Origin of the sequence: Algoriphagus sp. oki45 (assembly GCF_036245605.1) — a bacterium.
Taxonomy (GTDB): domain Bacteria; phylum Bacteroidota; class Bacteroidia; order Cytophagales; family Cyclobacteriaceae; genus Algoriphagus.
In genome coordinates this window covers 661,665-682,830 of the sequence record NZ_BTPC01000001.1, presented here as the reverse complement: position 1 = coordinate 682,830, position 21,166 = coordinate 661,665, and the positions used below count along the sequence as shown (strand labels likewise).

Here is a 21,166-nt window from a genome sequence, read left to right as displayed (position 1 = left end):
GTCAATACGTTTCGGTGGAGAGTTGTCTTTCCAAAGCCGCGATGGATTTGAGTACGTTATAGGAAGCAATGGTTTTTTGAAGGGAAGCTTGGGTAAACTGACTGCGGCCATCGATGAATTCGATCAGGGAATTGGCTCCTTCCCGGAAGCCTCTTTCCACCAATCGGAAATAGGCTGCTGAGGATTCCAGCTTTTTCTCTGCTGAGCGCAGGGCAGATAAATTTGTTTGGATCTCATTCTTGGTAAGTTGTAGCTGCAGACTGAGCTGGTTGTTGACCAATTCTTTTTGGTATTGGATCGTTTTCAGGCCCAATTCGCTGCGTTTGATTTGATTCTGATTTCGATTTCCGAGGTAGATGGGAATGCTAAGGTTCAGTCCCAAAAGAGCATATCTGGATTTCTCGTCAAAAGCCCAATCAAAGGCCTGAGAACCCATATCCCCAAAGGCATTGACCTTGGGAACCCAGTAATTTTTGCTGGCTTGAAGTGCTGTCTCCTGAATCCGTTCGGCAGTTTGGATTTGAAGGATTTCAGGGCGGAAGGAAAGATCTTCCTCTTCCAGCCAAAGGGCAATTTCTGCCACGAAGGGTTCCTGAAGCTCAAAAATGACCTCTTCCTGAATGGGTCGATTCAATAGGAAATTGACATAGTTTGCCGCATTCTGTTTTCTGTTTTCGGCTTCGATCAATAGAGCTCGGATATTTTCGACCTCACTTTCCGCTCTTAGAACAGCTGATGGAAGACCTTTTCCGTTTTCAAAAAGAATTCGGGTATCTCTTAGGTTTTGCTGGACCAAATCCTCAGAGGTTTTTATCACATCGATGGCGGTATGCGCCACGCAGAAGTTGTAATAGGCGATTTTGATATCCTGGACCAGTGTGGCTTTGTAGATTTGGACCTCATACTCGGACAGTAGGACCTGATTTTGTCTGATTTTCTTTTGGTAAGAAAGATCCGTGTTAAGGATGGGCATGGATGCGCGGAATCTCGCATCGTAAAAATTGTCGGGTAGAAATTGCTCCGAAACATTCTCCAACTGGGGAAAATTGTTGGTCCCTGTCAGCTGATTTAAAGTGGAATAAACGGGGTTTAGTAAATCTCCAATAGGAAAGTCGATGGTTCGACCACCTGCCGCTAAAGTGTAGCTCGCCTCGAATCCCACTGCAGGTAAAAAGTAACTTTTGGCATCTTTCAAGGCCAGAAGACTTCGGTCCAGCTCGATGTTTTTTTCTTTTAAAACCAAATTATTCTCCAATCCCAATTCAATGTATTGATCCAAGATTCCTTGTGCGGATAAGGTGCCGACTGATGTGATCAGTAGGGTTAGGAGTAGGGTTAGGTTGAGAAATTTATTCATTGTTTTTTTATTAAACGATGTTTAATGATGGGTCAAAAAAAATCAGAGTTTATCCAGGATTCGGTAAAACTCTTCTAATCCACTATTCACGATTCCTTCTTTGTTTTCTTCTTTGATCACTTCGCAGCGTCCTCGGATTTGCAGCGAAACCATTCCATGGACTGTAGACCAAATCAAAAATGAAAGTGGCTCTAACTGATGTCCTTCAAAATGTCCCTCATTCATACATGCCTGAATGGTATCTCTCAGGTAGTTAAATGTTCCTCCACCTTCTTTCCAATCATCATGCTCACTGTCATGAATATGATTGATTGGAGCTTCCTTGATAAACATAAGGTCATACATATCAGGGTTTTGTATTGCAAAAGTTATATAAATACTTCCCATGGCTTTGAGTCTTTCCAAAGGGTCTCGAACGGCATTCAGGACCTGCATCATATTCAATAGCTGTTGAAAGCCATCCTGATGAAGTGCATGAAAAATCTCGTTTTTGTCCCGGAAGTAGTGGTAAAGAATCCCCGGACTGTACTCTATTCGGTCAGCGATATTTCGGATGGATGTTTTTTCAAATCCTTTTTCCAAAAAGAGAACTTTGGCCGCACCCAGGATTTTTTCCCTGAGTTCCTCCTTTTCCCGTTCTTTTCTATCTGAAATTCCCATAGTAGATCTGTTGAACAATCAAAAGTAATTGAACACTGTTAAATTCCAAAAAATAATTTGAATTTATTTTTGCTCCTTCATAGCATCACTGTCCCATGCATGGTCGTTGAGCGAGAATTTTTTTGCCAACTCACCCGAAAGGAGAGTTTCCTGAAGTTCGATTTGCTTCTTGACCTTACTGATATATTCTTCCCGATTGTTTTTGAATTGAACTAGGACTTCCAAGGCTTCTTCGTCATATTTTTTGAATTGGGCAGCAAGTCGATGAACGGTATATGCTCTAAAACCTAGTTTTTTGAGGGCATCTTCTCCCATACGAATAGAACTGTCCAAATGCTCACGATAGATGTTTTTGGCATTCATTTCCATGTATTCGTAGGCATCCATTCGGTTTTTAGCACGAAGCATTAATTCCAAATGTGGAAAGTGTTCATGGCAAACTTCGATCAGTTTTTTATTGGTTTCCTCCGAGTTGACTGCCGATATGAGGATTTTGGCCTCTTCTGCACCTGCTGAATGGAGCAAATCCACTCGTGTCGCATCCCCATAGAAAACTTTGAATCCCATTCTTCTCAGCAAATCCACTTGGTCCGGATTGTAATCCAATACAGTAGCTTCTATTCCATTGGCTCGGAGGAATCTTCCCAGAGTAGATCCAAAATGTGAGAAACCAACCAGAATTACAGCATTCTTCTCTTCGATAGTATCTGCTTCCCTTTCTTCTCCTTTTGATTTTCCTTGTGCTTTCGCGAGGATAGTTTTGTCCAGCACCAACCCTAGTATTGGGGTAAATGTCATACTTAGCGCCGTGATGGCCATCAGAGAATCCGAAACTTCACCATCCACGATTCCCAGCTGTAGAGCAAATGCATAGATGACAAAAGAAAACTCACTGACCTGAGCCAGTCCAAACGCATAGCTCAAGTTTTCTGCAAATCCCAATTTCTTGGTTTTACCAATAACAAATAGGATGATAGCTTTTACAAGCATAACTCCAAAAGTCACAGAGATGATAATTCCCGGATTGGCCATGATCAGATCAAAATTGATCGTAGCACCAACAGCCATGAAGAATAAGCCTAGTAGCAGGCCTTTAAATGGATCCAAGTCAGATTCCAAAGCATGTTTGTAAGGAGAATTGGCCAAAATTACTCCTGCCAGGAATGTACCCAATGCAGGGCTGAGTCCTACAAGCCCCATCAAGAAAGCTATTCCAACTACTATCAATAGGGCAGAAGCGGTAAATAATTCTCTGAGTTTGGTTTTGGAAACCCAATTAAGCAAGGGACCAAATCCAAATCGTCCCAATAGAATAACCAGCCCAATCGCACCAAAGATGGATAAGGTCTGAACCCATCCCGGCTGATGCTCCAGCAGGCTGCCATGACTTTCTCCGGAGACCATCGGCTCGGATACTGCCAATAGAGGCAGGATAGCCAATATGGGAATCACCGCGATATCCTGCATCAGCAAGACACCAAAGGACATCTTTCCTGATGGGCTATCCAGTTGATTTTTTTCCTTAAGAGACTGGAGAACAATTGCTGTAGAGGATAGGGCCATGGCCATACTGAGGGTAAGATTGATTCTCCAATCATCCAAGACCAGCATAGCCAAACCAAAAATCACCAAAATAGTGATCAGAACTTGGGTCAAGCCTACCCGGAGGATAAGGTTTTTCATTTTCCACAAGTTTTTGGGCTCCAGCTCCAGTCCGATCAAAAAAAGCATCATTACCACTCCAAATTCTGTGGTATGCATGATGTCCTGCCCTTCCTTTCCATCCTGAATAAATCCAAAAACATAGGGACCGATCAGAATACCTGCTATCAGATAGCCCAAAACAGAGCCCATTCCCAGTTTTTTTGCTATGGGAACACAGACTATTGCCGCCAGAATGTAAATGATTGAATTAAAAAGAAATCCTTCCATAGTGGGTCAAGGCTTTTGGATGTAAGGCAAAGTGATTTCTGGACTGTCTCTCAGGGAAAGGATCAATTCCCTATAGGCTGCCTTTTGCCTATTGAGCTCTTCTTTTGTAATCTTATGTGTACCTCCCACATGAAAATGGGGCAGATACCTCATGTTACACAAGTAGGCCGTCTGCTCAAAGGGTCGAAGAAATTCCTCCATGGTATACCGATTTCGTCCTGAATGTTGGTACACCTCCTCTGAGCCTCCTGAAGTAATGGCATTGAATACATACTTGTTTTTAAGGTAAATCCCCCCTTGACCATAAGCCCATCCATATTCAAGCACCAAGTCAATCCACTGCTTGAGCAAAGGGGGACAGGAGTACCAATAAATTGGATGATGCCAGACCACCACTTCATGTTCAAAAAGTAGCTCCTGCTCCTGCTGCACATCAATAGAGAAGTCCGGATAAAGCTCATACAAATCCCGGATAGTAACCTGTTCCAATCCTCTGATTTCCCGAATCAGGGCTTGGTTTACATCCGACTGTTCATACTTGGGATGAGCAAAAAGAATCAGGATTTTTCGCATCTGATTATCCTTGGAATCCTATTTTTTTATGCGTACTATCACAAAAGGGCTTGTTTGCGCTGCTTCCACACCGGCAAAACGCTGATACTTTAAACTGCTTTTTGATCTCTCCGTCAGGCAATTTTACCTGAAGGTTTCCATAAACCATCAGGGGGCCATTGGAGACAACTTCCACGATCTGTTCTGATTGGGTATTTTCAGCTACCTTATTCTCTTTATCCTCAAAATAATAACCCAATGCTCCGCTTGGGCATTTTTGGATTTGGGATACGATTTGGTCAGTTTCTGCACCCATCGGATCAATCCAAGGCTTCTTTTGTGAATCAAAGACGGCAGGCAAGCCTTTGACACAATTGGCAGAATGAATGCATTTCTTCGGTTCCCAAGTGATGGTCACCTCGCCATTACTGTATTCTTTTTTTATTTCGCCCATGGTTATAAAATGTAGTTTTTCAATTCAGGTTTCCGGTATTTTTAAATTAATCGCCTTTGGATAGAATAAAGCGTAAATACCTCAAATCTTAAAATAGAGTCAAAACAGATGCTCTCTTAAGTTTACCAAAAAGGATTCATTTCTCACTGCTTTTGGCCAAAGAAAAATCCCTGTCCTAATGAGAAGACAGGGATTGATTTCAATTAGGCGTTTGGATCAGGTTTTTTTAAAACTCGGTAAAAGCAATAGGCGGTAATACCCAATACAGATCCCTGCGTGAGAATGACGAGAATTATTGCTGACGAATTCATGATTTTTGTGATTTTCGAAGTGAAGATGCATACCAAACTATCCCGGTAATGAATAGAAAAAGGAGTACCAGTTGAGTTCTGGCCCAACCGGAAAACTTGATTTTCAACTCTAGAAAGGCTTTTTTCTCCGGATCTTTTTCCATTTCCAAATAAATATCCTTAAAAGATAATTTAGCCAGAAGAGATTCTGAATCCAGCGTCCATCCCTCTCCTTTGATCAATTGCTGAAAGGCGCCCGACCAATCGTTGTTCTCCGGAGTAAAAAGAGCTCCAGCAAATACCAAAAGGAGAAGAATAGGAGTGAGGTACTTCATCACCCATTTAAAGAACAAAGGCAATTCGATATCTGCGCCCCGGTTGAGTTCATTCCATCCTCGATCTATCCCAAAAACCCAAGAGAAAAGAATGGTTTCCAGCAAGGCAAAAATCACCAAGCTGACCGTCCCGGCCCAATAGTCATACTCGTCGAAATACCCATAGGAATAAAAAAGTACGGTAGGAATCCCCATGATTAAGGCCAAAAGTCCAAAAGACCAGGCTCCTTTATTTCTGCTCCATCCAAACTCGTCTTTCATAAACCCCATCCAAGGAGTCCCCATGGCAAGCGAGGAAGTGATACCTGCGAAAAACAAAAGTCCAAACCAAGACACCCCCGCGATCACCGAAAAAATACCTCCCCACTGCTGAAACAGATAAGGCATAGTCTGAAAGGCCATCCCAAAACCGGCATTTTCCAATACCCAATCCAATCCCAAAAATCCGGCAGCTATTGGGATGACGATAGCACTTCCCAGAAGCACTTCCACAAATTCATTGGTGAATCCAGCTGTCATGGAATTTAAGGCAATGTCCTCATTGGCTTTCAGATAGGATGCATAGCACTGAATGGACCCCATGCCTACAGACAGGGTGAAAAAGATCTGCCCCGCAGCTGCCAGCCAGACCCTGGGGTCTGCCAGAGAAGTGAATTGGGGAGTCCAAAGGAAATTAATCCCATCCCAGGCATTCGCATCAGGAAACTCCTCAGAAGCATAGCTGCTCCCCATGGTCCATCCTTTCACTGCCAAAATCACCCCAAAGAGGATCAATAAAGGCATCCCGATTTTGGCTACTTTTTCTATCCCCCCAAGACCGGTAGATAGGATGAAAACATTGATTCCAAGAACGAAAAGGTAGACCAAGAGCGGAAAATAGGGAACTCCAAAATCTGCACCTTCCAGCTGGACATACTGGGTAAAAAAGCTACTGATTTCCTCTTTGCTCCATCCAGTGAAGGTGCCCAAGAGGGTGTGGACCACATAGATAAGCGTCCAGGATTCGATGTAGGTGTAATAAGCAACTACAGCGATATTGGTGAAGATCCCAAATACACCGATATATTTCCAAATGGGCTTTGAACCCATGGATTCCAAAATATACGGTGTACTGTGATTGCCGCTTTTCCCCCCAAATCGTCCCAAGGACCATTCGATAAAAAGCAGGGGCAAGCCCATCAAAAGGAAACAGACCAAATAGGGGATGATAAAAGTTCCCCCACCGTTTTCAATTGCCTGAACAGGAAAGCGGAGAAAGTTGCCTAGTCCCACGGCATTACCTGCCATAGCTAGGATGAGTCCGGTTCTTGATCCCCAAGATTCGTTGGTTTTAGTCATAGGAAAAGCAGGGAAGGAAGACTCCTCCCCGGGATTTTAATGAGTGATTAACTGATCCAAATTACTTTTCCATTGATTGGCCAGCAGACGCTCACCTAACAAGTCTGTGAATAGTTCTCCATCGTAAAATTCAAGTGATATGGGGCCTTGTTCTTTGTCTTTGGGATAGAGATTCAAGGCCAGGTAGTCTAGGATCACCCGTTTTTCTTTTTCCACCACTACTGTATGCGCTTTTTCTTCTACGCTCACTTTGCTGATTTTCTTCAGGTCAACCGCAGATTCCATTGGCTTTTCCCCATAGCGTTGATAAACCAGTATTTTTTTATCCCTATCCAGTCCGATTTGGTAGATGTTTCTCCATCGTTCCCTGACTTCGGGCTTGGCTCCGGATTGTCCAGCGAGAGAGTTAAAAGAGTCATTTTGTTGGGTCACCACCTTTTTTGATTTGATATTGTGGTAGACAAATGGCGCAATAAATGCAGCCATGAATAAAGTGGACACGATAAGTGTCCCAGGATCCATGTCGATCATGAGTTGAGTAGATATTAATTTCTGAATTGAATTGAACGGAATTCAGAAATCTCTACCAGGTGAAAAAGAAATGGAGGAAGGTGATTTTGACATCGAAGAGAGACTTAGGTCTATACTGCTCTTCGAGGATTTGTAAGCTTGCCTTTTGTAAAGGCAATAATCTGAACAGATCTTCCGCATTGAACTTTCCAAAACTGTTCCAGTCAATTTTGAATGTCGGAATCTCAACTTTAATCTGCTGAGGAACGGTTGAGGAAAAACGAACCAAATCCACAGATTGAATCTTAACTTCCTGTTGAGTATTTACTTGAGTAAAATCAGGAGTGGACAGGAGAAAAAAGCTACAAAATCCCAGCACCCAACTGAGGGAAAGAAATGATATAGCCAGCCTTCTTATCATGGATTCAGCAAAAACTTTGCGAAGGTTCAATAATAAAAATCAAATTAACAATGGGTGTTAAATTTATTTTTTCAAGTCAAATATCATCACATCATCCAGGCCATTAATTGAGGCTAATTTTTTCCATGGAGAGGTAGGGAAGACCAATGCAGTCAGTACCAATTCCCCTTCGTTGACAAAAATCTCTACCGAGTGAGCATCTACAAAAATCCGGATTGAAGTGGCTTCCCAACTCATAGGGGCTGAAAATACAGCGGCAAAGTCTTCATGGAAATCTGTAATCCCCGATTTGGAGCGATCCAATGATACTAGATTTCCTTCTTTGAAAATTCTAAGACTGTCTCCATTTTCATTGCTGAGGTATAGGTTGAAATTTTCTGAGTTTTCGATCGATGCTGTGATTTCGAAAGCTTCCGAAGGAAGGCCGCTTTCATTGGAATTAACTTGAAAACTTGCATTTCTCAATTGGGTCAGCTCTTCCGCAGGTGCAGACTTCAAAAGTAGAGTTCCATTGACTTCAAAAAGGGAGAGTTCTCTAGGAGTGGTCATGGAAGACCTCCATCTCTCAGTGGGTACTTCTTGACCATAGAGCCAATTGCTCATCCAACCAATGAAAAGCGTTCGGTTTTGGTCTTTAGGCAGATTGGACCAGGTGACTCCTGCATAGTTGTCAGGACCATAATCCAGCCATCTAATCATCGTATCATCCGGAGTGAAAACCCCGTTTTCAAATTGCCCTATGAAGTATTGAGTGGCAGATCCTTTTTGAGGACCTCCGGGATTAATGCTTACCAGTAAGACCCATTTTTGGCTTCCGTCTGCCAGGGTAAACGGAATCAGGTCGGGACATTCCCAAACTCCTCCATGGGCTCCGATACCTTGGCCAAACTCACTCTTCAAAGTCCAAGTAAGCAGATTTTCAGAACCATAAAACTGAATCCGGTCCATCACAGCGAGGGTCATGATCCATTCTTTTTTTCCTTCTGCATTTACCCACTGAAATACCTTTGGATCTCTGAAATCTTTTATGCCCTGATTGGGGAGGACCGGGTTTCCTTGGTACTTCTCCCATGTTTTTCCCTTATCCAGTGAGTAAGCCAAAGCCTGACTTTGGTAGTCTGTTTTTCCTGATTTTTCACCTGCCATATCATGATAGGTGTAAAGGGCTACCAAAGGAGGATTGGACTCCGTTCCCAGCTGAGAACTGTTTTCTGCATCGAATACTGCACTTCCTGAAAAGATATAACCCAAACTATCCGGATATAAAGCGATGGAAAGCTCTTTCCAGTCAGTCAAATTTTCGGTGACTGCGTGTCCCCAATGCATTGGTCCCCAAACTGTAGTATCTGGGTAATGCTGAAAAAAGAGGTGATAATTCCCATCCAGGTAAACCATTCCATTGGGATCATTCATCCAGCCTGATTCAGGAGCAAAATGATAAATCGGGCGATATGGCTCAAGATTAGCACTTTGGAAGGTAACCTCCGTTTGTTTTTGGCAGGATGCAGTCCCTAAAGCAATTAACAGAATCAGAATCGAAAAAGCGTTTTTAGAAATCATCGGCTCATCAGAATGGGGGACTTTTGTATGAAACTGAGTCAAAAATAACAGATATCGCTTAGCTTTGGGGATTCATTTTATCAACTGTTTATGAAAGGTATCATTTTAGCCGGTGGTTCCGGAACGCGACTTTACCCCTTGACTATCTCCGTCAGCAAGCAATTAATGCCTGTTTACGATAAGCCAATGATTTACTATCCGCTTTCAGTATTAATGATGGCAGGGATTAGAGAGGTGTTAATCATTACTACTCCCGAAGATTCGGCTTCTTTTCAGAAACTATTGGGGGATGGTTCTCAGGTGGGTTGCCGCTTTGAATATGCAGTCCAGCCGAGTCCGGATGGCTTGGCTCAAGCCTTTATCATTGGAGAAAAGTTCATAGGAAAGGACAAAGTGGCCTTAGTCCTTGGTGATAATATTTTTTACGGGTCAGGTTTACAAAAGACCCTGCAGGAAAATACTGATCCGGATGGGGGAGTGGTATTTGCCTACCATGTCAACGACCCTGAGCGGTATGGAGTAGTGGAGTTTGATGAGGACCAAAAAGCCATTTCCATTGAAGAAAAGCCAGCTAACCCGAAGTCAAATTTTGCAGTGCCAGGTTTGTATTTTTATGACAACCAGGTAGTGGAAATAGCCAAAAAAATCAAGCCTAGCCCAAGAGGGGAATTGGAGATCACCGATATCAATAATGAGTATCTGAAAAAGGGCAAACTTCAGGTCGCCATCCTGAATCGAGGTACAGCTTGGTTGGATACCGGTACACATCAATCACTGCTCCAAGCTGCTCAATTCGTGGAAGTCATCGAAGAAAGACAGGGATTGAAAATCGGCTGTATTGAAGAAATCGCCTACAGAAACAGATTTATAGGCAAGGAAGAATTACTGAAGGCCGCTGAAAAGTTGGGGAAAAGCGGTTATGGCACCTATTTGCGCCGCTTGGTCAAATGAATTTATTTTTCTTAAACCAGATGTAAATAAATATGGACATGGTTACCATCAGACCCCAAATGACAAAGTAGCCATATTCCCACTTCAATTCAGGCATTAGCTCGAAGTTCATTCCGTAAACCCCAACGATAAAGGTGAGAGGGAGGAAAAAAGCTGAAAAGATAGTCAGCAGTTTCATCACCTCGTTGGTTTTTTGGGAAGTGAGCGACATATAGGTATTAAGTAGAGCTTGGGCATCATCCAGGGCCTCATCAAACTGAAAAAACAAGCTCGAAGCCGTTTCTTTCAAGTCCTGCAGCTTGGTCAAGTGGGTGGGGTTTACCTGGATTTGGTTCATGACCGACTGGGTAAGCAAAATCAGTTTTTTGCATGCCCTTGCTTTCGCTTTGTCAAAATAGAGGCTTTCAATTGACATTTTTTTGTGGTCCTTAAGAAAAATTTCGGCCTCAAAGGAGTCCATTTTGTCCGATAGCCACTGAGCCGGCACGAGATAGGTATTCAACATGGCTTCCAGGATTTTGAGCATCAATTCCTCAGAAGAGTTGATGTTGACGTCTTGTTGAATTTCTTCCAAAAACTCGAATTCCTTTTGATGTGCGGTGATTAAAACCGAATCATTATAGAAAAAACCAATCTTGTTGGTAAGCTGAGAAATAGTTGATCTTTCACCTGAAATTTTATGCGAAACAGCTCTGAAAAGGAGAAAAGTGGAAGATTTGATTTTCTCAATCTTGGGCAAATGCCCTACTTCCAGGATATCGTCCATCAGGTGGGAATTTCCTCCATGATCTTCAAAACACTGTCGGAGCTCACTCTTTTTTGGATTGACAAAGTCAAACCATTGAAAACCGGGATAATCCTTGATCGTAAGAGCCATCTTTTTTCTTGTTTCAGGGTTATAAGACCTGTTCCAAACTTTTTCTCAGGATTCCTCCCATGTTTTGACAGGTTAAAAATTTATCATTCTTATAGTGTTTTGCCAAATCCTTCTTTAAAGAATCAACATTTTCTGGAAGCGAAATTTTATCCTTTTCCATAGTGTGGAGTATATCCTCGATTTCTTTATGGGAGGACTTGAGCCGTGTGGCTATAAGTGCTCTCTCTTCTTTTTGATACTGCCGCATGGACTCGGGAGTAATAAACTGCATTCCGAGATTGATCAAGGCATTGTTTTCTTTAAAATATTGTGGGAGATAAATCGATTTTTTGCCTTCGTAGGATTGCTGATCAAAATCTATTGCCCGAATCCGATAATGGGTCTCTTCAAAGTCTGGAGTGACATCCACCACAAAATTGGAAGAATGCATGTCCCCAAGTAATCGCACAAAGCAGCGTTCGTTGAATTTGACGAATTCTTTAGCCAAACGAATGGGATTCATGTTCGGATCATCCATGTGCTGTCGCATGAATTTATCACCCGGAATCCCTGCAATATGCTCCTCTATCAAGGTATTTTGATGAACGAGATAGCTAATTCTGTTGGGAGAAAGCAAATCTTCCAGTTCCAAACCGTAAACTCTGGACGCATCCGCATTTTTGATGTAGAAGTAGTCGAAATTATCGTTGATTCGATTGACAATCCTCACCCGAAATGGCTGGGTATTCCCGTAAATGCACAGGTCAATTCGGTCAATGTACAAATGTTCCATTACGCTCATGTCCCCTCCGGCCTTGAGCAGGGCATAGATTTTTTTGACGTTCAGGTGGATTTCTTCCCGATCGCTTTGATCGTAGAAGACAGTCTCCCAAAAGGTATCCTGATCTTTGGAATCGTAAAGCGCGATGGAATTGGAATAGCGAAGTAGCTCATGGTAGTGTATCGGAATATCGACTTCCCGCCCGTATTTGATCAGATATCGTCTCAGTCCTGCGCTGATGGGATAGATGACTTTCTTTTTACTGATCAAGGCCATGGCTTACAGATTCACATGTTGACTTTTCTTCAAGTTTCTGTCGAAAATAAATGGCCCAAAGGGAAGGATAGAGGCAAACAGTGCAAAAAAAGTTCTCCCAAATTCCCACTTCAGTTTCTGAGCAGTGGGAAAGACCACGTAAATGTAAAGTATAAACAGGAGTCCATGTGCCCAGCCAACATAAGTCACCGCTTGAGGAAAATCATAGATGTATTTCAAAGGCATGGCAATGAAAAGAAGCAGCAAAAAGGAAATTCCTTCCAAAATACTGATCCATTTAAATCTACGTGCCCAAAGGGTCTGTTCTGCATTCATGAGCTATCAGGAGGTAATGTTGAATAAAACTTTCAAAGACTTCCAAAGTCTGGATTTCAATTCCCGGTCTTCAGAAATCACCGTAAGAGAATCGGCAAAAAGGAACTCTGTTTCTTCTTCTGAGTGAATTTCATAGAGTTGGGCGGGGATTGCATTGATTGGATGCTTGATTCTTCCAAACTTCAGAACAGTATGAGCATTTAGTGCCATAAAATCCTCCATGCTGCGATTCCCAAGAGCCTCAGAGGATAAAAGGCCGATTTCATTCATTGAATGTCCGCAGGCATTTATCATTTTCACCAGCATTTCCATGACCTCAGGAAGGAGTTCGGACTCCTCATGAAGTACCAAGATGCCTTTGGTGAAATTTCCTCTTACCTGAATCGGTTCGGGAGTGATTTCCTCTTCTATGACCTGTTCGGGGGTATTTTCGATTTTTGGAGTGGCCATTATAGGCTCAGGTATCTCGAGTTTTTCTCTTTCTTCCTTCACCTGAGGAGCATCTTTTATTTGTCCTCCGGAATAGAGGGGTTTTTCCTCAGGAATTAAAAAAATGTCTTCCTGGAGAAAGGAACTTAACTCTTCAAAACTCATGGTATCCATGAGGGAAAATTGGGTAAAAAATGCCGATCGGCCAAGTCAGAAATGGATTTAATCCGCGAAAAATCCATTTCTGATTTGGTGAATCCCGATCAAGTCGTAGGTCCTTCCAGATTAAAGATGGACTTAAGCTCCTGAGCATCTTCCGGCTTCATTCGTTTGGCCAACACCAAACGCAATTGTCTTCTTCTCAAAGCACCTTCATACAATTCTTTTTCTTCTTCTGATTCGGCAACTACCTCGGGTATCTCAATAGGTCTACCGTTTTGATCCACTGCCACAAAGGTGAAAAATGCCCGATGAGTCATGATTTTTTTACTTGCAGGGATATCCTCTGCAGTCACTTCGATAAATACCTCCATGGAGGAGTTGAATGCCCGGGTGACTTGAGCTTTTAGTGTAACGACATTGCCCAGGTTGATGGGCTGCTTGAAGGAAATGCTATCTGCCGAAGCAGTGACTACAATTCGGTTGGAATGTTTTTGAGCAGCAATGGCAGCCACAATATCCATCCAATGCATCAACCGACCTCCCATGAGGTTATTCAGTGTATTGGTGTCATTGGGCAAAACCATCTCCGTCATGATGGTTACGGAATCTTTCGCAAACTTCTTCTTCGCCATAAAATTTCAGATTTGAACAAAAGTAAAAATAAAATTCTGATCTATCGAATCAAAATCACTAATTCCAAATTTAATTCTATAAAAATGAAATTTTCAACATTTATTGAACTAGGAATAGGGGAGAATATAAAAAAGCTTATCCTTTCCAGCCATCTTTGCCCAACAAAGGGACAAAAGCAAAACCTTCAAACTCCTCTTTAATCACTTCTTTCGAGGATTTTTTGGTGATTTTCACCATGGTCTGACGCTTTCGGTCTCCTACCGGGATTACCAAAATCCCACCGATTTTCAGTTGACTGATAAGGGCCTCCGGCACCACAGGAGCTCCTGCTGTCACGATGATTTTATCGAAGGGGGCATACTGAGGAAGGCCCCCTGTACCATCTCCATAGAAAAGATGCATTTCTATTCCCAATCGCTTGAGAAAGCGCTGGGTTTTTTCAAAAAGCTTCTTTTGATACTCGATAGTAAATACCTCCGCTCCCAAAATATGAAGAATGCAAGCCTGATAGCCTGAACCTGTTCCGATTTCCAAAACCCGATCACCTGGCTTTACTTCTAATAGCTCGGTTTGGAATGCTACGGTGTAGGGTTGGGAGATAGTCTGACCTTCACCAATCGGAAAAGCCTTGTCTTCATACGCATGAGAAATCAGAGCAGTATCAAAAAAGAAATGCCTCGGGAGGGTAAGAATGGCATCCAGCACCCGCTCGCTTCTAATCCCTTTGGCTTTGATTTCTTGGACAAGAGCCCTTCTTTTTCCCTGATGAAGGTAGGTGTCTTCTAATTTGAGCATGTAAGGTCGCTGGTTTTCTTGCCGAAGATAAAGCAATAATTCCCTTACTTTGAAACCGAATTGGGCAATTTTTGCTTATTCATTGAGTGTTTGAACCTTAGAATAAATCCATGTTTACAGGAATCATAGAAGCTTTTGGGACGATCAAAAAAATTACCCAGGAAGGCACGAATATTCATTTTGATTTGACTTCTCCTTTGGCATCCGAATTAAAGATAGATCAATCCCTTGCCCATGATGGAGTTTGTCTCACGGTGGTCAAAACTTCGGATGAAGAATATAGGGTGACGGCAGTTCAGGAAACGTTGGACAAGACCAATCTTTCTTCATGGAAAGAGGGAAAAAAGGTTAACCTAGAGCGCTGCATGCCGGCAAATGGTCGATTTGACGGACACATTGTCCAGGGGCATGTGGATCAGATTGGAAAAGTCAAAAGAATCAGTGATCAGGATGGTTCTTGGATTTTCGACTTTGAATATGCCGACTCCACCGGAAATGTGACCGTGGAAAAGGGCTCTATCACCATCAACGGAACGAGTCTGACTTGCTTCAATAGTGGTCCGGGACAGTTTTCAGTGGCTATCATTCCTTACACCTACGAACACACCAATTTTCATCAGCTACAAGTAGGAGACGAGGTCAATTTGGAGTTTGATATCGTGGGAAAATACATCGCCAGAATGCTAAAAGGCTATCCCGAAGAATAGCCTTTAAGTAGTTTAAAACCCTGCCGCCCGATCATCTCCCCGGGGATCTGCGCCCCCTTCCAGTCTTCCGTCAGGCAAAACCAGAATGGCGTCCACTTTGCCGATTACAGGGCTGTTGCCTTCATTAATCAGGTATCCTTTGGCCTTTAGTCCTTGAATCAGAAGAGAATCAAAAGAGCCGGGTTCAAAATTGACCAAATCAGGAAGCCATTGGTGGTGAAAGCGGGGAGCTTCGACTGCTTCCTGCATTCCCATGCCAAACTCAGCGACATTGAGAATGGTCTGCAAAACGGAGGTAATGATCGTCGAACCACCGGGAGTACCCACGACCATCCAGAGTTTACCGTCTTTTTCTACCAAAGTAGGAGTCATGGAACTGAGCATCCTTTTGCCAGGTGCAATACTGTTGGCTTCTGCTCCGATCAGTCCAAACATATTCGGGGTTCCGGGCTTGGCACTGAAGTCATCCATTTCATTGTTCATAAAAAAGCCCAATTCATCCACAAAAAGCTTGGAACCGTAGCCTCCATTCAGGGTGGTAGTAATCGAAATGGCATTCCCCTCACTGTCCAAAATAGAGTAGTGGGTAGTCTCCATGCTTTCTGAGAAAAGAATTTCACCCTGGGCAATTTCCTCAGATTTGGTGGCTTTTGCCCAAGAAAAAGATTCCATTCTTGACTTCAGGTAGTCGGTGTCAAGTAGTTGGTTTACAGGAATTTTAACAAAATCGGGATCACCCAGAAAATAATTTCTGTCGGCATAGGCTCTTCGTTCAGCTTCTACTAATACTTGGATATATTCCGTAGAATGATGTCCTAAATTCTTCAGATCGAAGGGTTCAATCATTTTGAGGATTTGGCCTAGAGTAATTCCCCCAGAACTGGGAGGTGCCATGGAAATCACCCGTAGATCTCTGTAATCGAATACCACTGGGTCTCTCCAAACGGCCTCATAGGAGGCGAGATCTTCTTCGGTGATGATTCCGCCCTTGTCCTGCATATGTTTGGCAAGAATTTTTGCGGTTTCTCCTTTGTAAAATTCATCTCTTCCATTTTTAGCAATTCGCTCTAAGGTGGCAGCCAAAATAGGGATTTTCAAGGTATCTCCTGGCTGAAAGTCTCGATTGAAAAAGGTTTCAGGACCATTGACTTCTACCACTAATGCTCTTACTCGCTGTAGGCGTTGGGCTTGATTTTCTGTGATTACAAAACCATTTCTGGCCAGATCGATGACCGGCTGAAGGATTTCCTCTGGGCTGAGCTTTCCATATTTGCCTTGGGCTTCAAAAATCCCGGCTATTGTCCCTGGAACCCCAGAAGCCAATGCACCTTTTGTACTAAGCTGGGGGAGAAACTCTCCATTTTCATCCAGATACATGTCTTTGTCGGCAGCTAGGGGTGCTTTTTCTCTGTAGTCAATGGATCCGATTTCACCATTGGCCAGGCGGTAAACAGCAAAACCTCCGCCTCCAAGATTCCCGGCAAACGGATAAGTCACTGCAAGTGCCATTTCAGTAGCCATCATCGCATCAAAGGCATTTCCGCCTTTCCGGATGATTTCCAAGCCAATTTTTGAAGCTTCTTCTCTTGCAGATACTACCATTGCTTTTTCGGCAATTAGGCCCCGCTTTATCTCCGGTTGTTTATTCTCCTTTCCGCAGGAAAACAACAGAAAAATAAAAACTAAACTGAGGTAGGTTTTGCGTGAAGAATGCATGACTTAATCAGGTAGGAGGGTGGTATTGAATAGCTTAAGGATACGCTTGTATTCGTCGGCCCATGAACTCGGCTCAACAAAGCCGTGATCCTCAACGGGATAGACAGCCATTTCCCAATTGTCCTTACCTAATTCGATCAGACGCTGCGAAAGCCGGACCACATCCTGGAAGTGAACATTGACATCTAGCATGCCATGTGCGATTAAAAGATTGCCTTGAAGTCCTTCTGCAAAGTAAATAGGAGAGGAACGGCGGTAAGCGATCGGATCTTCTTCCGGTGTGTTGAGAATATTGGAAGTGTAGCCGTGATTGTAGTGCGCCCAATCCGTTACAGAGCGAAGGGCTGCTCCGGATTTGAACACATCCGGGTGATTGAAGAGGGCCATCAGGGTAATAAATCCCCCGTAGCTACCTCCATAGATTCCGATACGATCGGCGTCTACTCTATGAGATGCGACTAGATATTTTGCACCATCTACTTGGTCTGAAAGGTCTTTTCCTCCCATATGTCGATAGATACCTGTTCTCCAATCTCTGCCATATCCTGCAGAAGCCCGATAGTCGATATCCAAAACTGTATAGCCCAAGTCGGTCAATAAATTGTGGAACATGTACTCCCGGAAGTAGCTGCTCCACCATTTGTGGACGTTTTGAAGGTATCCTGCCCCATGGACGAAGATCACAGCAGCTCCATTTTTCTTGGATGGCTCTGGAAGGTATAACCGGGCCGGTACTTTGGCCCCATCTTGGGCCTCAAAACGTACGATTTGAGGATCTCTCCAAGGGTAAGATTTAAACTCTTCGCTTTGGCCCGAGGTCAGCTTTTGTGGCGAAGCTCCTGCTTTGTTGTCTTGAACATAAAGTTCTGTGGGCTGATTGCTGTAAGAGTGGAGAATGGCTATTTTCTTTTCATCTGGGGAAAGTAAAGCCTGATTCTCTCCGGTCATGCTGGTCAGCTTTTCCATGGCACCTCCCATGACGGGCATCCTGTAAAAGTGTCTCTCTCCTGGATCCACTTCAGAAGTGGTCAGATACCAGTGTTTCTTGTCTTTGGAAAGAAATGGATCAAATACCTCGTAGCTTCCAGAGGTGAGTGGTTTTTTATCTCCGGTACTCACATCCAAAAGGTAAAGGTGAGAGTAGCCTGTTTCTTCAGATTGAAAGTAAATATGTCTGGAATCGGGTAACCAACCTAAAGTACCACCTCCAAATGACCACCCAATACCTGGGCCCGCTATCCAAGCCTCATCCCGCTGACGGTCCAAAGTTTTCAATTTTCCAGAGATAAGATCCAGTTCAGTAATCCATCGGTCCTTGTTATCAAAGGATCTGACTTGAATGATGGCCCTTTTTCCATTGGGAGAGAAATAGGGGCCGGATAGCGTTACTTCCCGCTCTTTTTCTTCCCAAGTTTTGTCAGGATAATCTTTGACATAGTCAGGAAGGTCCTTGATGCCTGGCAAATCGGAGGTGCTCACATAGTAAACCGTGTCTCTATTCAGGTTATAGATTCCGATTTCTATTTTGCTGGGCTTAGTCCCGACTTTGGGTCTAGCGTTTAGATCCTCGGTGTAGCCAGAAGCAGCTGTATAGTCCGGCACTTTGGTGTTTTTATTACTGCTTGGAGTGAATACGGAGAAGGTGGCATACGCTGCATCAGGGCTGATTTGGAGGTTGCTGAGATTTTTTCCTTCAGTGTAAAAAACAAATTCATTGGACACTTCCCGAATAGATTCCCGATAGGCTCTGGATTTTTCCTGAGCTTCCTTTCTTTCCCTTACCACCTGAAGCAGGGACAAGTTTTCTGATTCCAAAAAAGAGGTGGACTCTTTGGAGGAGGAAGATCCATTTCCCGGCTTAGTACCGGAAACTATTCTGGTGGCTTTTTTTATAGCCTTGGTGGTTCTGTCCAGGATATAGATGTTCCCTCCTGAATTAAATGAAATCAGATTTTCATCAGCCAAAAATCCCAAAGAGGAAAAGGCTTCGTGCCATTCCATCAGTAAAGCTTCCTTGTTTTTCTTTAGGTCTTGTATCCACAGTTGATTTTTGACCCGATAGGCACGTAGGGTTTTGTCTGAATTGAAGGCTTCAAGTCCTCTTTCCAGACTTCTTTTTTCTTGCAGTGAAACTTTAGAAGGAGTGCCGGGATCACTCAAATTGATTTTGTACAAAGAGTCTGCAGGATCATTTTCCTGATTGTACTGGAAATAAATCGTCTTGCCATCTTCACTCCAGCTGGGAGAAGAAGGAAAAGTCCCCATCCATTTGGGGTCTCTCATGATGTAATCAACAGATAATTGGGACTGACCCTGTACTCCTAAGGTGATGAAGAGAAGCAAGGGCAGAAAGAAGGATTTCTGCATGGTAAAGAGTGTGTCGGTATTAGTTTAATCCACGGAGGAATGAGCTGAGCTCTGATTCGATAATGATAAGTTGTTCCTGAAGAGAATCGTTTATTTCTTTGGAGTTTTGCAGTTCAGCTTCGATTTGTTCAAGTGTTTTTCGGGTTTTTAGCGCACCAATATAGCTCATACTGGGTTTAGCTTTGTGGCATCGTTTTTTGACAGTATCCAAATCACCTGAGGTGTAAAAGGTGTCTAATTCCTTCAGTTCTTTGATATTGGTATCCAAAATTATCTGAATCATTTCCCGGATCATTTCCGGCTCATCGTCACCAAAATACTGATAAATGGCTTGTTCGCTGATCAATTGGTACATAAAGGGCGAAATCGTAGATGGGTTAAAAAAAAGAGATCGGTAAGGTTTTCGATAAATTTAAAAACAATTTTCAAAAAGCTTTCTTTCTAGGTTAGGGATTAATGGATAAGCAGTTTTAATCATCCTGCTTACCTTTGCAAAAAACGGGACTCATGCAGAAAAACAAGAAACTCTTTTTGGTGCTCTTTGGAATCTTCATGCTGATCATCTTGTATGTGAGCTACGACATATCCAAGCGAACCACCTTCCCAGGCTCTAAAGGCAATCTGAAAGAACGAATTTCATCTGAAGTAGAATCCGAAAAAAAATGACCGGGAAAAAAATTGATGTTTCCAAGCTCGACCTAGAGCTGATGAAAGAAAAAACCACCGAAAACCCGGGAACCTTACCTTATGCCCATCATTCTGGAAGTGCACTGATCAAACCGGAGGACAAAGGAAAAATAACAGGTCGGGCTGTAGCAGCCATGCACAGTCAGACAGATATGCAGATGGCTCAGATCTATGAGCAGATGCGATTATTGGCTGATCAGGCCAAAAAAATCCAATCCCGTGTAGAAGTATCCGAGCGAATCTACCAGGCATCCATTGCTTTTGAACCCCTGATCAATCATCGGTATTTTCTCTACCAAAAAGAAGATGGAATTGACTTCATGAGCATGATTGCTCCTGAAGAATGGGGAAGGAAAAAAGACTGGGCAAATTTTGTAGCAGAAGTAAAGCTGCTAGCCGACCATACTTGGGAGATTCTCAGGGAAGACACCTAACTCATGGAGCATTTGATGACCAGACAACTGGACCTTATCCTTAAGGAAGGGGGGGCTGAGTATGATTTTTTGCCCGAACTTGAAGTCAATCCAAAATATTTGGATGAGAAAGGCAAAGGCTGGCTAAAAGAAATTTTTGAAGATTTGGGAGGAATTGGCACTCCACCTTTGTTGGAGAAGTTCAAGTTTGACTTCAAGATGGGCCGTCATTTGTTGACATGGGATGAGGACATTCATTTCAACCGATATCGACTGATTACCCTTCGATCAGACATGTATTCCGAGTGGAATTTTGCTTTTTCCGAGTCCTACAAGCGATTGTCCAGAACTTACGAAAAGGAGGCTCAAAAAATCGGTTTTCAAAAAAGAATATGGGAGGGACCGCCTATCGCAAAGTCTTGTTTTGGAATGGCCTCAGAGATCGGAGACTTTTCAGGGACCGGTGCTTCAGGTTGGAAACTACTGGCCTACAACGATTCTCAGGCAGACATACAGACCAGAATTCATGGGTATAAACTTATCCGACTCAATCCCTACGAAACGCTAATGACCGGAGGCTCCCTGAAGCGACTGGATCAGCTACTCATCAACCCAAAAGAAGAGCAACGTGCGATGCTCTTCCAATGGCTGATGCGAAAGATTTCCTGA

General features: G+C 43.2%; 23 protein-coding genes. 5 read left to right on the top strand and 18 right to left on the bottom strand.

All coding sequences use genetic code 11. From position 1 onward, the window contains the following. Position 1: 1 nt before the first annotated feature. From AAA942_RS03020 to AAA942_RS02980, 9 genes are all read right to left on the bottom strand, one after another. Positions 2-1,357, bottom strand: coding sequence for a TolC family protein (locus AAA942_RS03020; RefSeq protein WP_338218755.1), 1,356 nt, complete (start codon positions 1,355-1,357; stop codon positions 2-4). A 42-nt stretch (positions 1,358-1,399) separates the two neighbouring features. Continuing rightward, entirely contained in the window at positions 1,400-2,017 is a 618-nt protein-coding gene (locus AAA942_RS03015) for a TetR/AcrR family transcriptional regulator (RefSeq protein ID WP_338218754.1), read from the bottom strand. Positions 2,018-2,080: 63 nt separating this feature from the next. Next, a complete protein-coding gene (locus AAA942_RS03010) occupies positions 2,081-3,949 on the bottom strand; it encodes a monovalent cation:proton antiporter-2 (CPA2) family protein (RefSeq protein ID WP_338218753.1) in 1,869 nt (622 codons plus the stop codon). 6 nt (positions 3,950-3,955) lie between these two features. Beyond that, complete coding sequence (gene kefF / locus AAA942_RS03005) at positions 3,956-4,522, bottom strand: glutathione-regulated potassium-efflux system oxidoreductase KefF (RefSeq protein ID WP_338218752.1); 567 nt, start codon at positions 4,520-4,522, stop codon at positions 3,956-3,958. A 4-nt stretch (positions 4,523-4,526) separates the two neighbouring features. Next, positions 4,527-4,955, bottom strand: a complete 429-nt coding sequence (locus AAA942_RS03000) for a (4Fe-4S)-binding protein (RefSeq protein ID WP_338218751.1) — start codon at positions 4,953-4,955, stop codon at positions 4,527-4,529. Positions 4,956-5,262: 307 nt separating this feature from the next. After that, positions 5,263-6,918 carry a sodium-dependent transporter gene (locus AAA942_RS02995; protein WP_338218750.1) on the bottom strand — a complete coding sequence of 552 codons (1,656 nt, stop codon included), beginning with the start codon at positions 6,916-6,918 and terminating at the stop codon, positions 5,263-5,265. A gap of 36 nt (positions 6,919-6,954) precedes the next feature. Further along, the gene (locus AAA942_RS02990; RefSeq protein ID WP_338218749.1) at positions 6,955-7,449 is read right to left on the bottom strand and encodes a hypothetical protein; all 495 of its coding nucleotides are present in this window, start codon (positions 7,447-7,449) and stop codon (positions 6,955-6,957) included. Between the two features lie 52 nt (positions 7,450-7,501). Next, positions 7,502-7,849 (bottom strand): hypothetical protein, encoded by a 348-nt coding sequence (locus tag AAA942_RS02985; RefSeq protein WP_338218748.1) that lies wholly within the window; start codon positions 7,847-7,849, stop codon positions 7,502-7,504. 63 nt (positions 7,850-7,912) lie between these two features. Then, on the bottom strand, positions 7,913-9,409 hold the full coding sequence (locus AAA942_RS02980) for a glycoside hydrolase family 32 protein (protein ID WP_338218747.1): 1,497 nt from the start codon (positions 9,407-9,409) through the stop codon (positions 7,913-7,915). 90 nt (positions 9,410-9,499) lie between these two features. On the opposite strand from AAA942_RS02980, the gene rfbA reads away from it, so the two are divergent. Continuing rightward, positions 9,500-10,360, top strand: a complete 861-nt coding sequence (gene rfbA, locus AAA942_RS02975) for a glucose-1-phosphate thymidylyltransferase RfbA (RefSeq protein WP_338218746.1) — start codon at positions 9,500-9,502, stop codon at positions 10,358-10,360. Here the strand turns inward: rfbA and AAA942_RS02970 are convergent. The 6 genes from AAA942_RS02970 to AAA942_RS02945 all read right to left on the bottom strand — a co-directional run bounded on the left by AAA942_RS02970 (position 10,353) and on the right by AAA942_RS02945 (position 14,607). Continuing rightward, positions 10,353-11,237, bottom strand: a complete 885-nt coding sequence (locus AAA942_RS02970; RefSeq protein ID WP_338218745.1) for a CorA family divalent cation transporter — start codon at positions 11,235-11,237, stop codon at positions 10,353-10,355. The two genes, rfbA and AAA942_RS02970, sit on opposite strands and share 8 nt — an antisense overlap. Positions 11,238-11,256: 19 nt before the next feature. After that, positions 11,257-12,273 carry a hypothetical protein gene (locus AAA942_RS02965; RefSeq protein ID WP_338218744.1) on the bottom strand — a complete coding sequence of 339 codons (1,017 nt, stop codon included), beginning with the start codon at positions 12,271-12,273 and terminating at the stop codon, positions 11,257-11,259. Positions 12,274-12,276: 3 nt separating this feature from the next. Next, entirely contained in the window at positions 12,277-12,588 is a 312-nt protein-coding gene (locus tag AAA942_RS02960) for a DUF3817 domain-containing protein (RefSeq protein ID WP_338218743.1), read from the bottom strand. 6 nt (positions 12,589-12,594) lie between these two features. Continuing rightward, entirely contained in the window at positions 12,595-13,191 is a 597-nt protein-coding gene (locus AAA942_RS02955) for a hypothetical protein (protein ID WP_338218742.1), read from the bottom strand. 89 nt (positions 13,192-13,280) lie between these two features. Next, positions 13,281-13,811, bottom strand: coding sequence for an acyl-CoA thioesterase (locus AAA942_RS02950; RefSeq protein ID WP_338218741.1), 531 nt, complete (start codon positions 13,809-13,811; stop codon positions 13,281-13,283). A 136-nt stretch (positions 13,812-13,947) separates the two neighbouring features. Then, the gene (locus AAA942_RS02945) at positions 13,948-14,607 is read right to left on the bottom strand and encodes a protein-L-isoaspartate(D-aspartate) O-methyltransferase (RefSeq protein ID WP_338218740.1); all 660 of its coding nucleotides are present in this window, start codon (positions 14,605-14,607) and stop codon (positions 13,948-13,950) included. A gap of 110 nt (positions 14,608-14,717) precedes the next feature. Between AAA942_RS02945 and AAA942_RS02940 the strand changes: the two genes are divergently transcribed. Beyond that, positions 14,718-15,314, top strand: coding sequence for a riboflavin synthase (locus AAA942_RS02940; protein ID WP_338218739.1), 597 nt, complete (start codon positions 14,718-14,720; stop codon positions 15,312-15,314). Positions 15,315-15,326: 12 nt separating this feature from the next. On the opposite strand, the gene ggt is transcribed toward AAA942_RS02940, so the two are convergent. The 3 genes from ggt to AAA942_RS02925 are packed head-to-tail and all read right to left on the bottom strand — an operon-like array spanning position 15,327 to position 19,752. Beyond that, complete coding sequence (gene ggt / locus AAA942_RS02935) at positions 15,327-17,030, bottom strand: gamma-glutamyltransferase (RefSeq protein ID WP_338218738.1); 1,704 nt, start codon at positions 17,028-17,030, stop codon at positions 15,327-15,329. A 3-nt stretch (positions 17,031-17,033) separates the two neighbouring features. Further along, entirely contained in the window at positions 17,034-19,397 is a 2,364-nt protein-coding gene (locus AAA942_RS02930) for a prolyl oligopeptidase family serine peptidase (RefSeq protein ID WP_338218737.1), read from the bottom strand. Positions 19,398-19,416: 19 nt separating this feature from the next. Further along, complete coding sequence (locus AAA942_RS02925; protein ID WP_338218736.1) at positions 19,417-19,752, bottom strand: Hpt domain-containing protein; 336 nt, start codon at positions 19,750-19,752, stop codon at positions 19,417-19,419. Between the two features lie 152 nt (positions 19,753-19,904). On the opposite strand from AAA942_RS02925, the gene AAA942_RS02920 reads away from it, so the two are divergent. Genes AAA942_RS02920 through AAA942_RS02910 form a run of 3 tightly spaced genes read left to right on the top strand, consistent with a single transcriptional unit; the run spans position 19,905 to position 21,166 of the window. Then, entirely contained in the window at positions 19,905-20,063 is a 159-nt protein-coding gene (locus tag AAA942_RS02920; protein ID WP_338218735.1) for a hypothetical protein, read from the top strand. Further along, positions 20,060-20,518 (top strand): DUF2452 domain-containing protein, encoded by a 459-nt coding sequence (locus AAA942_RS02915; RefSeq protein WP_338218734.1) that lies wholly within the window; start codon positions 20,060-20,062, stop codon positions 20,516-20,518. The genes AAA942_RS02920 and AAA942_RS02915 overlap by 4 nt, the downstream gene beginning before the upstream one ends. A gap of 3 nt (positions 20,519-20,521) precedes the next feature. Then, complete coding sequence (locus AAA942_RS02910; protein ID WP_338218733.1) at positions 20,522-21,166, top strand: DUF7255 family protein; 645 nt, start codon at positions 20,522-20,524, stop codon at positions 21,164-21,166.